The sequence below is a fragment of the Pseudomonas sp. LBUM1661 genome, from assembly GCF_059695925.1.
Window position 1 is genome coordinate 268,809 of record NZ_CP166794.1, and the last position, 13,181, is coordinate 281,989.

The following is a 13,181-nucleotide window of genomic DNA, read 5'->3' on the forward strand; positions in this document are numbered from 1 at the left end:
ACCCGGAGATGATTCATGAGCCGTATCGTTACCGTCGCCGCTACCCAGATGGCCTGTTCCTGGGACCTTGAAGCCAACATCGAGACCGCTGAAAAGCTGGTCCGTGAGGCCGCGGCCAAAGGCGCGCAGATCATCCTGATCCAGGAATTGTTCGAGGCGCCGTACTTCTGCCAGAAGCCGAACCCGGATTACCTGCAACTGGCCACGACGGTTGAAGACAACGTCGCCATCAAGCACTTCCAGAAAGTCGCCAAGGAACTGCAAGTCGTACTGCCGATCAGCTTCTATGAACTGGCAGGCCGCGCGCGTTTCAACAGCATCGCGATCATCGATGCCGACGGCTCCAACCTCGGGATTTATCGTAAAAGCCACATCCCGGACGGCCCTGGCTACCACGAAAAGTACTACTTCAACCCGGGCGACACCGGCTTCAAAGTCTGGAACACCCGTTACGCTAAAATCGGCGTGGGTATCTGCTGGGATCAGTGGTTCCCTGAGTGCGCGCGCAGCATGGCGTTGCTCGGCGCGGAAATCCTGTTCTACCCGACCGCCATCGGCAGCGAGCCACACGACAAAACCATTTCTTCCCGTGACCACTGGCAGCGCGTGCAACAGGGCCATGCCGGCGCCAACCTGATGCCGCTGATCGCCAGCAACCGCATCGGCAACGAGGAACAGGACGGCTACGACATCACCTTCTACGGCTCGTCGTTCATCGCCAACCAGTTTGGTGACAAAGTTCAGGAGCTCGACAAAACCGAAGAAGGTATTCTGGTGCACAGTTTCGACCTCGACGAGCTGGAGCACATTCGCAGCGCGTGGGGCTCGTTCCGTGATCGTCGCCCGAACCTGTACGGCGCGCTGAAAACCCTCGACGGTTCCCTGGAGTCCTGATTGCTATGACCACTTTGAACAGCACCCCTCGCGCCGATGGCTTCTACATGCCAGCCGAGTGGGCACCCCAAACACAGGCCTGGATGATCTGGCCCGAGCGCCCGGACAACTGGCGCCTGGGTGGCAAACCAGCGCAAGCCGCGCACGTTGCCGTGGCCAAGGCCATCGCCCGTTTTGAACCGGTGACCGTGGCCGTTTCCGCTGGCCAGTACGAGAACGCCCGTGCGCGTCTCGATGTACCGAATATTCGCGTCGTCGAGATGTCCAGCGATGACGCGTGGGTGCGGGACACCGGCCCGACGTTCGTCATCAATAACAGTGGTGAAGTCCGTGGTGTGAACTGGGATTTCAACGCGTGGGGCGGTTTCGACGGCGGGCTGTATTCGCCGTGGAACCGTGACTCGCAGGTGGGCGGCAAGATCCTTGAGATCGAGCGCAGCCAGCGCTATCGCACCGAAGGCTTTGTGCTCGAAGGCGGTTCGATCCACGTCGATGGCGAAGGTACGCTGATCACCACCGAGGAATGCCTGCTGAATCGCAATCGCAATCCGCACATGAACCGTGCAGAAATCGAAGCGGTGCTCAGCGCACAGTTGGCTGTGGATAAAATCATCTGGCTGCCGGACGGTTTGTTCAACGACGAAACCGACGGCCATGTGGATAACTTCTGCTGCTACGTGCGACCGGGTGAAGTGCTGTTGGCCTGGACCGATGATCCGCAAGACCCGAACTACCCGCGCTGCCAGGCAGCGATGAAAGTGCTCGAAAGCAGCACTGACGCCAAGGGTCGCCCATTCACGGTGCACAAGATGCCGATTCCGGGGCCGCTGTATGCGACCGAAGAAGAATGCGCCGGTGTTGATCCGGTGGACGGTACTCAGGAACGAAATCCGACCGTACGTCTGGCCGGTTCCTACGTGAACTTTCTGATCGTCAACGGCGGCATCATCGCACCGAGCTTCGACGATCCGCTGGACGGTCCGGCCAAAGAGATTTTGCAGGCGCTGTTCCCGCAGCACGAAGTGGTGATGGTGCCGGGCCGCGAACTGTTACTGGGCGGCGGCAACATCCACTGCCTTACCCAACAACAGCCAGCACCGCACAAGGAGTGAGTGAGGTTGTAACAGCTTGAGTTGATTGCAAAATCGATCAGGCAAAAGTTTTTCATCCTCGCTTCTCGAGAAGCCCGCGGCCCGTCAGGACTGCGGGCTTTTTTGTACCCGCTCGTCGACGGTCGCGACACCTTGGCACAGCTCTTGTATCTCTCTTGGTGCAAAACAGGGAGGGGGAGAACTGCGATGTTCTGTCATAAACCTTGGATAAGTTAGCCGCTCACGTACCAGGAGAGAGCGCGGAAATGAACGCCGAAATGAATGCAGTGAGCGAGCGGGCGTTGCATCCCCTGGCAGTAAACAGCGAATCGCTCCAGGTCCTGGCGCATTGGTTCAAGTCCAAAGGAACGCGTCAGATCACAGAAAGTGATCCGCGCCGGACGATGATCGAGCGTTACCCCGCTGGTCTATTCAGCGAGGCGGAGCTGGAAGCGTTGTGGGATGTGATGGAAGGATAAGAAGAAAAACAACGGATTGATAAAAGCGCTGCCGGGATGGCGGCGCTTTTTTTTGTGCGTGTGTTTTTTCGTGGCCACCGAAGATCAAATGTGGGAGCGGGCTTGCTCCCACACTAATCGCAGTGAATTCAGAAACTGTAGGTTCCCGTCACGACCAGGCTACGCGGCGCACCCGGCTGAATCTGCGCCGCACTGGTGGCTGACGAGTAATAGGTCTTGTCGCTGATGTTGTTCAGCGCCGCGCGCAAATCCCAATCCTTCTGTCGGAACCCGGCCAATGCATCCCATCGGCCATAACCCGGCAGGACGGTGGTGTTGAGGTTGTCGGCATAACGCTGGCCCACCAGGGTCAAGCCGGTTTCGGCGTACCAGCCCATTTCCGGTTTCCAGGTCAGGAACAGGCTGCCGTTGTGCTTGGCCACGTCGCTGATGCGTTTGCCTTCAAAGCCGTTGTTGTCCTTTTCCACGGTTGCGTCCTGTACACCCACGCCCCCGCGTACGTACCAGTTGCCGGCAATCTTGCCGGTGCCGGTCAACTCGATCCCACGGGAACGTTGCAGACCACTGAGCAAGGTCACGGTGGGATCGTTCGGATCACTGGTGCGGCGGTTGTAGAGTTCCAGTTCGTAGATCGCCAGCGTGGTGCTCAGGCGATCATCCAGCCAGTCGCTCTTCACGCCGATTTCTTTCTGCTTGGTCAACTCGGGACTCAGGTCGTTGCTGTTGCCGGCAGCGCCTGGGGTGATGCCGATCAAGCCGCCACCGACCGGGGAAAAGGTCTTGGTCCAGGAGGCGTAGAAGGAATGATTCTGCAGCGGTGTCCAGACCAGTCCTACACGTGGGCTGGTGCTATGGCTGTCGCGGTCTTCGGAAATGCCCCGCAGCTTGTTGGTCGACTCGATGTCGAACGTGTCGTAACGCAGGCCGGCCAACAGTTGCCATTGATCGTTCAGGCGCAATTGATCCTGCACATACACCGCGCGGCTTTCGACTTCGGTGTGGTTGTCGCTGGACACCTGCATGCGTCCGGTGTGGCGCAAATCGCGATTCGGGTTGTTCAGGTCCAGCGACGGCACCGGTGAGCTGCCCGGCCCGGACGTGGCGGCGTTGTACAACGTGGGATCGCGGCGCTGGCTACCGATTTCGATGCCGGTCAGCAGGCGATGCTCAAGGCCGAAGGTGTCGAAACCGCCTTCCAGCTCAACGTTGTTGTAGACGTTGCGGGTGGTCAGGTCCTGCTGCCAGTGCTGGCGTGTGACCTGGTTGGTCGCTGGGGTGTAGCCGGTCAGGTAAGTGTTGTCGAAATCGCTGTCGAGCTTGAATACGCCGAGGGTATGGCGCAGCTGCCAGTTGTCGCTGAGTTCGTAGCTGAGTTTCGAGCGCAGGGATTGCGACTTGTCGTCGATGAAATCGTGCTCGCTGCCGTAGGTGGTATCGCGTCCTACGTCTGCGGGGCGTCCGTTGACCCCAGGAATACCGCGATCCGGCGTACGGTTGTAACGGCTGTATTCGTACTGCACCAGCCAGTTCAGGTCCGGCGTCAGTTGCCAGCTCATCGACGGTGCGAACAGTTGGCGATTGCCGCTCACGCCGTCGCGGAAGCTGTTCTCATCCATGTTGCCCATGTTCAGACGCAGGCTGATGTTTTCGCTCGGGTCGGTGCTCAGGTCAGCGTAAAGGCTGCGCAAATCTTCGCTGCCGCCCTGGGCTTCGACGGTCGAGCGACGGCCGAACTCCGGCAGTTTGCTCACCCGATTGACGATCCCGCCCTGGCTGCCCCGGCCGTACAGTACGGCGGCCGGCCCCTTGAGGACTTCGATACGTTCGATGTTGTGCAAGTCGCGCACGTATTGGCTGTCGTCACGAATGCCATCGAGGTAGAAGTCGTTGCTGGCGTCGAAGCCACGGATGCGCAAGCTGTCGAAGCGAGTGTCGGCGCCGCTGCTGACGTTGGGGATCCCACTCAGCGCGGTGCCCAGATCGTTGGTGCCGTAATCCATGACGTTCGCGGTTTTGATTGAGTCGATGGCTTGTGGCACGTAGCGCACGGGGGTGGCGGTGCGCGTCGCGGTGCTGGTTTCTTTGACGCGAGGGTCATCGGCTTCGGCTTCGGCGCTGATGGACGTGGCCGGTAAAGTGGTGGGCGAAGCGTAGGAAAAACCGGCAGACAGCAGAGCAGAAAGCCCAAGACTGAAGGGCGTAAGACGAAAAGGGGCAGGCATTGAAGAACGCATCCGTAGGAATTTTAGGCTGTAGCGTGTAGGTTGCGAATGGTAATGCTTGCTATTTACTTCCGTTAATTATTCTTGAGAAGTTCCGCGCATGGATTGTTTCCAATTATGTCTAGGTTATTACAGAGGAGCGGAAGGTCCTTCGACCGATTCGTCAATCGATTCCATTGAACAAGTATTTTCTTAGACGATTTTCGCCTATTCACAGACGATTCATGAAATTGACACATCGTTAAAGGCACGGCTACGATTCCGACCTACGCCTGTGGCTAACCGCCATGACTCATAAAATAAGAAAAAGGCCCGCCACGATTTCCTCGTGGGCGGGCCTTTTTGTTTGGGGTGAAAAAAGAGTGCGATAGCGCCGTTTCAGCCGTTCGACACAGCGCGTATCAACCGGTAATAAGGAAAAAAACAAAATGTTGAACAAGCGAATCAGCCTGATCGCTCTGGGGATATTGAGCGCTACACAGGCCATGGCTAACGACCAGGCCGAATCCAAGGGATTTGTTGAAGACAGCAGCCTCAAAGTGCTGTTGCGCAATGCCTATATGAACCGCGACTACAAAGATGGCAACCCGGATCGTTCCGAGTGGGGCCAAGCGGCCATCGGTACGTTCTCGTCCGGTTTCACCCAGGGCACCGTGGGTGTGGGCGTGGATGCTTTCGGCCTGTACGCACTCAATCTGGAGCGCAGTGAAGACCGTAGCGGCGCGCAAGGCATCGACTTTTTCAAAAAAGGCGCGAGCGGCGAACCGGCAGATGACCTGGCCAAGGCTGGCGCGGCAGTCAAATTCCGCCTGTCCAGCACCACGCTGACCTACGGCGACCAAATGCCGGTCTTACCGGTATTGAGCTACGACAACGTGCGACTGCTGCCGGAAAGCTACACCGGCACCCTGATCACCTCCAAAGAGATCAAAGGCCTGGAACTGAACGCCGGTCGCTTCACCGCCGAATCGCGTAAAAGCGCTGAAGGCCGTGACAGCGGTGGCTTGAAGTCGATCAACGTCTTGGGCGGTAGCTACCAGTTCACCGAACAGTTCAAGGCTGCCGTTTATGCGTCCGATGTCGAAGACGTGCTGAAGAAACAATACGTGAACGCCAACTACGTGTTCCCGATCGACAAGGATCAGTCCCTGACCCTGGACTTCAACGGCTACCGCACCAAGCTGGACGATTCCTACGTGCGCGACAACGGTATCACCGGCGACGACAACAAGATCTGGAGCCTGGCCGCCACCTTCGCCACCGGCCCGCACTCGTTCACGCTCGCACACCAGCGCAGCACCGGCGACAGCAACCTGGGCTACGCCTACGGCGGCTATCAGAAAGATCAAAACCGCGTCGGCGACGGCGGCAACACCATCTACCTGGCCAACTCCTACTGGTCCGACTTCAACGCCGAAGACGAACGCAGCTGGCAGCTGGGCTACGGCCTCGACTTCAGCACCTTCGGTGTGCCAGGCCTGAGCTATAACTTCGCCTACGTGCGCGGTGACAACATCACCACGTCCACCAGCGAAGGCGGTACCGAGCGCGAAATCTTCAACCAGTTCAAGTACGTCGTGCAAAGCGGCCCGGCCAAAGACCTGAGCGTGAAACTGCGCAGCTCGATCCTGCGCGTGTCGCAGAAGTCGAGCGAATACAACGTCAGCGGTAACGAAGTGCGCGTGTTCGTGGATTACCCGATCAACATTTTCTGATGATCGGTTGCAGCATCGAGGCCTGATTCAAGGCTGAAGCCCCGACTGGTTCGGGGCTTTTTTATGCGCGCTGCAAGGCTCTAGCCTGCGCCCACAGAACATTCGAGTAGCCCAGCCAAGCCAGATTTTCCGCCAAGGATGATCGAAACGATCATTTGAATGATTGGTTTGCGCAAACTAAACCCATACCCTAAGATAAATTTGACTGAAATGATCATTGAGTGATCGGTTCAGTCAGTTTCGAGGTGAAGCACGTCTTACCCAACAATTATAAAAGGAGACCCTCGTGGCCCAGATCCCTATCAAGCGCACCATTGAACGCATTCCGGGCGGCATGATGATCGTGCCCCTGCTGATCGGTTCGCTGGTGGCAACATTCCTGCCTGACACGCCGAAGTTTTTCGGCTCATTCACCAATGCACTGTTCACCGGGGCGTTACCGATCCTCGCGGTGTTCTACGTTTGCATGGGCGCGAGCATCAACATCAAATCCACGCCTTACCTGCTCAAAAAGGGCGGAACGCTGCTGGCGACAAAGGTCGGCATCGCCGTGCTGATTGGTATTGTGCTTGGGCACTTTCTGGGCGAGCAGCCGATTTCCTCGGGTCTCTTCGCCGGCATTTCAACGCTGGCGGTGGTCGCTGCGATGAACGACACCAACGGCGGCTTGTACATGGCGCTGATGGGGCAATACGGTCGCTCTGAAGATGTGGGTGCGTACTCGGTCATGTCGCTGGAGTCGGGTCCTTTTCTGACGATGGTGACGCTGGGCATCGCCGGCCTGTCGGCATTCCCTTGGCCGACGCTGGTGGGCAGCATCCTGCCGCTGGCGCTCGGCATGCTGCTGGGCAATCTCGACCGTGACATGCGCGACTTTCTGGCCAAGGCCGTTCCGGTGATGATCCCGTTCTTCGCCCTGGCACTCGGCGCCAGCCTGGATTTGCATAACGTCTGGCAAGCCGGTTTGCTCGGTCTCGGCATGGGTGTTGCGGTGGTTGTACTGACCGGTATCCCGCTGTTCTTTGCCGACCGTTTGACCGGTGGCACTGGCGTTGCCGGTGTTGCTGCGGCCACCACCGCCGGTAATGCCGCAGCTGTGCCCGCGCTGATCGCGGCGGCCAACCCGGTGTACGCCGAAGCCGCCAAGAGTGCGACCATTCTGGTAGCGGCGTGCGTCGTGGTGACTGCGATCCTCGCACCGCTGCTCACCGCCGCCGTCGCCAAGCGTGTGCAGCAGCGTAATCCCGTCGTCATACCGGACCCGGAGATCGAGCCGCAAAAGCAGGAGGCCTTGCGATGAGGATTCTGATCATCGCAGACGACCTGTCGGGCGCGGCGGATTGCGCCATCGGTTTTGCGACGGCAGGGCTGCAAACGGTGGTCACGCTCGACCCGTTGAATGACAAGGCTGACGCGCAAGTGATCGCCGCCGATACGGACACCCGGCGCCTCTCACCAGCGCACGCCGCCGAGCGCACCGTCGCCGCGTTCAAGGCGCTGCACCAACCGGGGCAGCGGCTGTACAAGAAAATCGATTCGACCCTGCGCGGTAACTGGGCGGCGGAAGTCGCTGCCCTGCAACCGTTGGCAGGCCTGGCCATCGTCGCCCCGGCGTTCCCTGCCACCGGGCGTACGCTGCGCGGTGGTCGGGTGTTCGTGAACGGTCAGCCGCTGGAAACCACCGACACCTGGAAACTCGAAAACGCCGACCGCCCGGCCGACGTCGAAGCGATGCTCGTCGACGCCGGCCTGAGTACCGCGAAGCTTGACCTCGACACCTTGCGCGGCAATGAAAAAGCCCTCGCACGGCGCATTGCCGAGGTCGCCCGCAGCGGCACGCAAGCGTTGATCGTCGATGCGCAAACTGAAGATGACTTAATGACGCTGGCGCGGATGACCGCGTCGCTGGATCAACCGCTGTTCTGGATCGGTTCCGGTGGCCTGGCGCGAGAAATTGCCAGTCTTGCTGATTTCTCCGAAGCACGGTTCTCGACCCTCGATTCCGAGGCCATCGAAAAAAGTCAGGCGCCGATTTTGATACTCGTGGGCAGCCTGTCCGGTGTCTGCGAGCGTCAGTGCGCACTGCTCAAGGAACGTGGCGGGGTCAGCGAATTGGTCATCCCGCCAGAAGTCCTGCGCCAAGGCACAACACATAGCGATTGGACGCTCTGGCAAGCGCGCATCGGCGAGCAACTGGACGGCTGGAGTGACCTGCTGCTGCGCATCGGCCGCGACGAGGCGTTCGATCCCCAGGAGGGCGCGCAACTTTCGACCCTGCTGGCCGCGCTGGTGGAACCGCACTTCGCCAAGGTCGGCGGTCTCATCGCCACGGGCGGCGAGACGGCGCGGGCCATATTGACCACCGTCGGGATCGACAGCCTGCAACTGCTGACAGAAATCGAAGCCGGCGTGGCCTACGCCCGCCCGACCGTTTCCCGCCAGGGCCATCGTCCCGGCATTGTTACCAAGGCAGGCGCGTTCGGCACCGATCACGCGTTGTATGCGGCTTGGCAACACCTGAGCGATAGCGCCGATCGCTCCCCGCCCAAACGCACACGAATCCAAGGACTCGAATGAACATTATGAGCAACTACCTTCCCATCATCGGCATCACCATGGGCGACGCTACAGGTGTCGGCCCGGAAATCATCGTCAAGAGCCTGACTCACGACGTCGTCTACCAACAATGCCGGCCGCTGGTGATCGGCGATGCCCGTCGTCTTGAGCAGGCCAATGTCATCGTCGGTGGCAGCGCCAAAGTGCGCCGCATCAAGGACGCCTCCGAGGCGCAATACGAGGCCGGCACCATTGATTGCATCGACCTCGATTTGATTCCCGAGGACCTGCCGTTCGGCGAGCTGTCGCCCATCGCCGGTGACGCGGCTTATCAATACATCGCCCGTGCCGTGCAACTCGCCGAGGCTAGCCAGATCGACGCGATCTGCACCGCGCCGCTGAACAAGGAAGCGCTGCACGCCGGCGGGCACAAGTACCCCGGCCACACCGAAATGCTCGCGCACCTGACCAACGTCGACGAAGTGTCGATGATGCTGGTGGCGCCGCAACTGCGGGTGATCCACGTCACGACCCACATCGGCATCATCGACGCGATCCGCAAGATCGAGCCGGGCCTGGTCCAGCGCACCATCGAACGCGGCAACGCGACTTTGATCAAGGCTGGTATCGCCAAGCCGCGCATTGGCGTGTGCGGGATCAATCCGCATGCCGGTGAAAACGGTTTGTTCGGGTATGGCGAAGAGGAAGAAAAAATCATCCCGGCGGTGAAGCTGTTGCAGGAACGCGGCCTCGACGTCACTGGTCCGTTGCCCGCCGACACGCTGTTTTTCCGTGCCGGTCGCGGCGACTTCGATCTGGTGGTCGCGATGTATCACGACCAGGGCCACGGCCCGGTCAAAGTGCTGGGGCTTGAAGCCGGCGTAAACGTGACCGTCGGCCTGGACGTGATCCGCACCTCGGTCGACCACGGCACCGCCTTCGACATCGCCGGCAAGGGCATCGCCGATGAACGCAGCCTGCTCGAAGCATTGCGCCAGGGTGCGGAGCTTGCCACGCGACGGGGATGAGGCGCACGGGCGCTGTCGTGTAAGATCGACCACCGCCCACAGCCCGAGACCCGCCATGAAAGCCTCCGAACGCCACCGCGCCATCCTCGATCTCGTACGCATTGGCGATGCCAACGTCGAGCAATTGAGCGCGGCGCTCGGGGTCTCGGAAGCGACGGTGCGACGCGACCTGACCATGCTCGCCAAACAGCGGCACCTGGTGCGCACCTACGGCGGCGCCACTGCCGTGGTCGGCGTCCACGAACCGGAAGCTTCACTGGAAGAACGCAAGACGTCGCAGTGGGAGCAGAAAGACGCCATCGCCCAAGCGGCGGCGGCCCACGTTCAGGATGGCGATACTGTCCTACTCGATGGCGGCACCACCTGCGCCGCGCTCGCTCATCATTTGTGCTCGCGACAAGACGTGCACGTGGTCACCAACAACCTGCTCGCAGTGATGACCCTGGCCAATGCACCGGGCGTGCGCCTGACCTTGATCGGCGGCGACCTGCGCGGTTCAAGCATGAGCACGTTGGGACCGTTGGCGGAGCTGACATTGAGCCGGTTGAGCGTCGACAAAGCCTTCCTCGGTGCGGATGGCGTGGTTGCGGAGTTTGGATTGTGTGAGGCGAGTGCGCAGCAGGCGTATTTGAAGGAATGCATCATCAAACGGGCGGCGCAGATTGTCGTTCTTGCCGACACCGATAAATTGGGCCGTGCAAGGCAACAGCACTGGACACCGATTGAGCGGGAGTGGCGGTTGATTACGGGTGCTACGGCGGATGAGGCGGCGCTTGCGCCGTTTTATGCCCTCAAGCAAATCACCGTAGAAACGGTGGACGTTGGCTGATTGCGTTTCCCTCGAAATATAGCTCGCTCCTACAATGTCCTCAATTGATTGTGGGGCTTTTGATGCGTAAAGCAGCCGAGCACAGTGGGGGTGGGCGTTATTGAGTTGATCATCAATGGCAGCCCGGCATACCGATGCATCTACATTGCGAAGTATGCGGATACCATTTTCGTTCTTCACTCGTTCGTCAAAACGACGAATCGAACCGATCGTCACGCAATGGCGGTTGCGGAAGATCGGTTGAAGGAGCTGAAAAGAGAGCTTCGAAAGATGGGTTTCAACGTCTAGCAGGCACGTGCTTGTGAAATGACAATCTGCGGCAACGCGCCGTCATCGTCGGACGGCAACGTAAACGTGGTGCGGAAGCCGAGTCTATCCAGCATGTCCATCATTGCATCGATCGTAAATTTCTCGATCTTGCCGGTGGTTAACTCGGATACGCGTGATTGGGTCACGTTCAACCTGGCGGCAGCTTCACTTTGTTTGAGCCCCAGCTTTTTGATGCAGTCGGTGATGAAGATTGATAGCTCCATTTTTAGTGCCATTTTACTGGCGACTTCCTTTCATTACACAACGTAACTAATGATGTTCCCGCCCCCACCTTTATCCCCTCCAACCAACCCCATACATTGAGCTCCAACGCCGACCCATTCATTCCGAAGGGAAGGTCACTGGAGATTCCTCATGCCTTTCGTAAGCGTACGCATCACCCGCGATGGCGTTACCTCTGAGCAGAAAGCTCAGGTGATCGCCGAAATCACTGAAACGCTGGAACGCGTCCTCAAAAAGGATCCGCACCTGACCCACATCGTGATCGAAGAAGTCGACACCGATAACTGGGGCTACGCCGGCATCACCACCACCCAGTACCGCAAGCAACTGGCTGAGGCGGAGGGGAAGTCATGACTTCCACCGTCACTATCGATTTTGTCTCCGATGTGGTGTGCCCGTGGTGCGCGTTGGGCGCGACGGCGCTGGAGCAAGCGATTGCGAACGTAGCCGGTGAAGTGTCGGTGGAGTTGACCTACAAGCCCTTCGAGTTGAACCCGGACATGCCGGCAGTCGGCGAAAAAGCGGTCGAGCACTTGATGCGCAAATATGGACGGACTGCCGAGGACGTCGCTGCCGGTAAAGCCATGCAGATCGAACGCGGCGCGGCCCTCGGTTTCACGTTTGATCTGGAGAAGCGCACTCACTTCTACAACACCTTTGACGCTCACCGGCTGTTGCTGTGGGCGTTGCAGGAAGGTCGGCAAGTCGAGCTGAAGAAGATCCTGCTGCGGGCTTACTTCAGCGAAGGCCAGAACCCAAGTGATCGCGAGACGCTGGTTCGTCTGGCTGCAGACGCGGGATTGAATGCGGCGGCTGCGCAAGAGGTGTTGGCGTCCGGAGCGTTTGCCAAGGAAGTGCGTGAACTTGAGGCGTTTTACCGCCAGCACGGCATCAACTCGGTACCGGCCATGGTCCTGAACGGTCGTCACCTGGTGTCCGGTTCGCAGTCGGTCGCGTACTACGAACAGATGTTGCGACAAATGGCGACGGCCCCCGCTGAAGCCTGATTACTTACTTTTTCAAACCATCATTTATTAGTAGAGGTTCATCATGAGCAATTCGAAAAAAGTCATCGTTATCACCGGCGCATCCCAAGGTCTCGGCGCAGGCATGGTCAAGGCTTTCCGTGACCTGGATTACAAAGTTGTCGCCACTTCGCGTTCGATCAAACCGTCCACCGACCCGGACATCCTCACCGTGGCCGGCGACATCGGCGACCCGGCGGTCGCCCAACAAGTCATCCGTGAAACCATCGCCCGTTTCGGCCGCATCGATTCCCTGGTCAACAACGCCGGGATCTTCGTCGCCAAACCGTTCACCGCTTACACACAGGAAGACTATGCCGCCGTGCTGTCGGTCAACCTGAATGGCTTCTTCTACATCACCCAACTCGCCATCGCCGAGATGGAAAAACAAGGCAGCGGCCACGTCGTCAACATCACCACCAGCCTGGTGGACCACGCGATCGATGGTGTGCCGTCGGTACTGGCTTCGCTGACCAAAGGTGGCCTGAACGCCGCGACCAAATCCCTGGCCATCGAATACGCCAAGCGCGGCATCCGCGTAAACGCGGTGTCCCCAGGCATCATCAAGACGCCGATGCACGGCGAAGAAACCCATGAAGCACTGGGGAACCTGCACCCGGTCGGGCACATGGGCGAAATCAGCGACATTGCGCAAGCGGTCGTGTACCTGGACAACGCCAACTTCGTCACCGGCGAAATCCTGCACGTTGATGGTGGTCAGAGCGCCGGTCACTAAGACTTGACTTGACCTGTCCACAGCGCCGTCGACCCATGTCGACGGCGTTTTCAT

The 13,181-nt window shown here is 59.3% G+C and carries 14 protein-coding genes; 12 read left to right on the top strand and 2 right to left on the bottom strand.

Going from position 1 to position 13,181, the window contains the following annotated elements; genetic code table 11:
• Nucleotides 1-15 precede the first annotated feature (15 nt).
• The 3 genes from aguB to ACA057_RS01285 all read left to right on the top strand — a co-directional run bounded on the left by aguB (nt 16) and on the right by ACA057_RS01285 (nt 2,464).
• A complete protein-coding gene (gene aguB / locus ACA057_RS01275) occupies nt 16-894 on the top strand; it encodes an N-carbamoylputrescine amidase (RefSeq protein ID WP_497345351.1) in 879 nt (292 codons plus the stop codon).
• Between the two features lie 5 nt (nt 895-899).
• A complete protein-coding gene (gene aguA / locus ACA057_RS01280) occupies nt 900-2,006 on the top strand; it encodes an agmatine deiminase (protein ID WP_497345353.1) in 1,107 nt (368 codons plus the stop codon).
• A 245-nt stretch (nt 2,007-2,251) separates the two neighbouring features.
• Nucleotides 2,252-2,464: a hypothetical protein gene (locus ACA057_RS01285; RefSeq protein ID WP_497345355.1), complete on the top strand. Its 213-nt coding sequence runs from the start codon at nt 2,252-2,254 to the stop codon at nt 2,462-2,464.
• A gap of 128 nt (nt 2,465-2,592) precedes the next feature.
• On the opposite strand, the gene ACA057_RS01290 is transcribed toward ACA057_RS01285, so the two are convergent.
• Nucleotides 2,593-4,686 carry a TonB-dependent receptor gene (locus ACA057_RS01290; protein ID WP_497345357.1) on the bottom strand — a complete coding sequence of 698 codons (2,094 nt, stop codon included), beginning with the start codon at nt 4,684-4,686 and terminating at the stop codon, nt 2,593-2,595.
• A 428-nt stretch (nt 4,687-5,114) separates the two neighbouring features.
• Between ACA057_RS01290 and ACA057_RS01295 the strand changes: the two genes are divergently transcribed.
• From ACA057_RS01295 to ACA057_RS01320, 6 genes are all read left to right on the top strand, one after another.
• On the top strand, nt 5,115-6,401 hold the full coding sequence (locus ACA057_RS01295; protein ID WP_497345359.1) for an OprD family porin: 1,287 nt from the start codon (nt 5,115-5,117) through the stop codon (nt 6,399-6,401).
• A 286-nt stretch (nt 6,402-6,687) separates the two neighbouring features.
• On the top strand, nt 6,688-7,701 hold the full coding sequence (locus tag ACA057_RS01300; RefSeq protein ID WP_059406381.1) for a 2-keto-3-deoxygluconate permease: 1,014 nt from the start codon (nt 6,688-6,690) through the stop codon (nt 7,699-7,701).
• Entirely contained in the window at nt 7,698-8,978 is a 1,281-nt protein-coding gene (locus ACA057_RS01305; RefSeq protein ID WP_497345361.1) for a four-carbon acid sugar kinase family protein, read from the top strand. The genes ACA057_RS01300 and ACA057_RS01305 overlap by 4 nt, the downstream gene beginning before the upstream one ends.
• 5 nt (nt 8,979-8,983) lie before the next feature.
• Entirely contained in the window at nt 8,984-9,985 is a 1,002-nt protein-coding gene (gene pdxA / locus ACA057_RS01310; RefSeq protein ID WP_401357043.1) for a 4-hydroxythreonine-4-phosphate dehydrogenase PdxA, read from the top strand.
• Between the two features lie 55 nt (nt 9,986-10,040).
• Nucleotides 10,041-10,814, top strand: a complete 774-nt coding sequence (locus tag ACA057_RS01315) for a DeoR/GlpR family DNA-binding transcription regulator (protein ID WP_401356744.1) — start codon at nt 10,041-10,043, stop codon at nt 10,812-10,814.
• 90 nt (nt 10,815-10,904) lie between these two features.
• Nucleotides 10,905-11,102, top strand: a complete 198-nt coding sequence (locus tag ACA057_RS01320; RefSeq protein WP_497345363.1) for a type II toxin-antitoxin system RelE/ParE family toxin — start codon at nt 10,905-10,907, stop codon at nt 11,100-11,102.
• Here ACA057_RS01320 and ACA057_RS01325 read toward each other — a convergent pair.
• Nucleotides 11,099-11,359, bottom strand: a complete 261-nt coding sequence (locus tag ACA057_RS01325) for a helix-turn-helix domain-containing protein (RefSeq protein WP_497345365.1) — start codon at nt 11,357-11,359, stop codon at nt 11,099-11,101. The genes ACA057_RS01320 and ACA057_RS01325 overlap by 4 nt on opposite strands.
• 139 nt (nt 11,360-11,498) lie before the next feature.
• On the opposite strand from ACA057_RS01325, the gene ACA057_RS01330 reads away from it, so the two are divergent.
• From ACA057_RS01330 to ACA057_RS01340, 3 genes are read left to right on the top strand one after another with little or no spacing between them, the layout of a single operon-like run.
• A complete protein-coding gene (locus ACA057_RS01330; protein WP_059406388.1) occupies nt 11,499-11,720 on the top strand; it encodes a tautomerase family protein in 222 nt (73 codons plus the stop codon).
• Nucleotides 11,717-12,373 carry a DsbA family oxidoreductase gene (locus ACA057_RS01335; protein WP_497345367.1) on the top strand — a complete coding sequence of 219 codons (657 nt, stop codon included), beginning with the start codon at nt 11,717-11,719 and terminating at the stop codon, nt 12,371-12,373. The genes ACA057_RS01330 and ACA057_RS01335 overlap by 4 nt, the downstream gene beginning before the upstream one ends.
• 43 nt (nt 12,374-12,416) lie before the next feature.
• Nucleotides 12,417-13,127 carry an SDR family NAD(P)-dependent oxidoreductase gene (locus ACA057_RS01340; protein ID WP_059406390.1) on the top strand — a complete coding sequence of 237 codons (711 nt, stop codon included), beginning with the start codon at nt 12,417-12,419 and terminating at the stop codon, nt 13,125-13,127.
• Nucleotides 13,128-13,181: the final 54 nt, after the last annotated feature.

Excerpts from the sequence above, each read along its gene's own strand:
- aguB (WP_497345351.1), top strand. The coding sequence starts at position 16 with ATGAGCCGTATCGTTACCGTCGCCGCTACCCAGATGGCCTGTTCCTGG.
- aguA (WP_497345353.1), top strand. The coding sequence starts at position 900 with ATGACCACTTTGAACAGCACCCCTCGCGCCGATGGCTTCTACATGCCA.
- ACA057_RS01285 (WP_497345355.1), top strand. The coding sequence starts at position 2,252 with ATGAACGCCGAAATGAATGCAGTGAGCGAGCGGGCGTTGCATCCCCTG.
- ACA057_RS01290 (WP_497345357.1), bottom strand. The coding sequence starts at position 4,686 with ATGCCTGCCCCTTTTCGTCTTACGCCCTTCAGTCTTGGGCTTTCTGCT.
- ACA057_RS01295 (WP_497345359.1), top strand. The coding sequence starts at position 5,115 with ATGTTGAACAAGCGAATCAGCCTGATCGCTCTGGGGATATTGAGCGCT.
- ACA057_RS01305 (WP_497345361.1), top strand. The coding sequence starts at position 7,698 with ATGAGGATTCTGATCATCGCAGACGACCTGTCGGGCGCGGCGGATTGC.
- pdxA (WP_401357043.1), top strand. The coding sequence starts at position 8,984 with ATGAGCAACTACCTTCCCATCATCGGCATCACCATGGGCGACGCTACA.
- ACA057_RS01315 (WP_401356744.1), top strand. The coding sequence starts at position 10,041 with ATGAAAGCCTCCGAACGCCACCGCGCCATCCTCGATCTCGTACGCATT.
- ACA057_RS01325 (WP_497345365.1), bottom strand. The coding sequence starts at position 11,359 with ATGGCACTAAAAATGGAGCTATCAATCTTCATCACCGACTGCATCAAA.
- ACA057_RS01330 (WP_059406388.1), top strand. The coding sequence starts at position 11,499 with ATGCCTTTCGTAAGCGTACGCATCACCCGCGATGGCGTTACCTCTGAG.
- ACA057_RS01335 (WP_497345367.1), top strand. The coding sequence starts at position 11,717 with ATGACTTCCACCGTCACTATCGATTTTGTCTCCGATGTGGTGTGCCCG.
- ACA057_RS01340 (WP_059406390.1), top strand. The coding sequence starts at position 12,417 with ATGAGCAATTCGAAAAAAGTCATCGTTATCACCGGCGCATCCCAAGGT.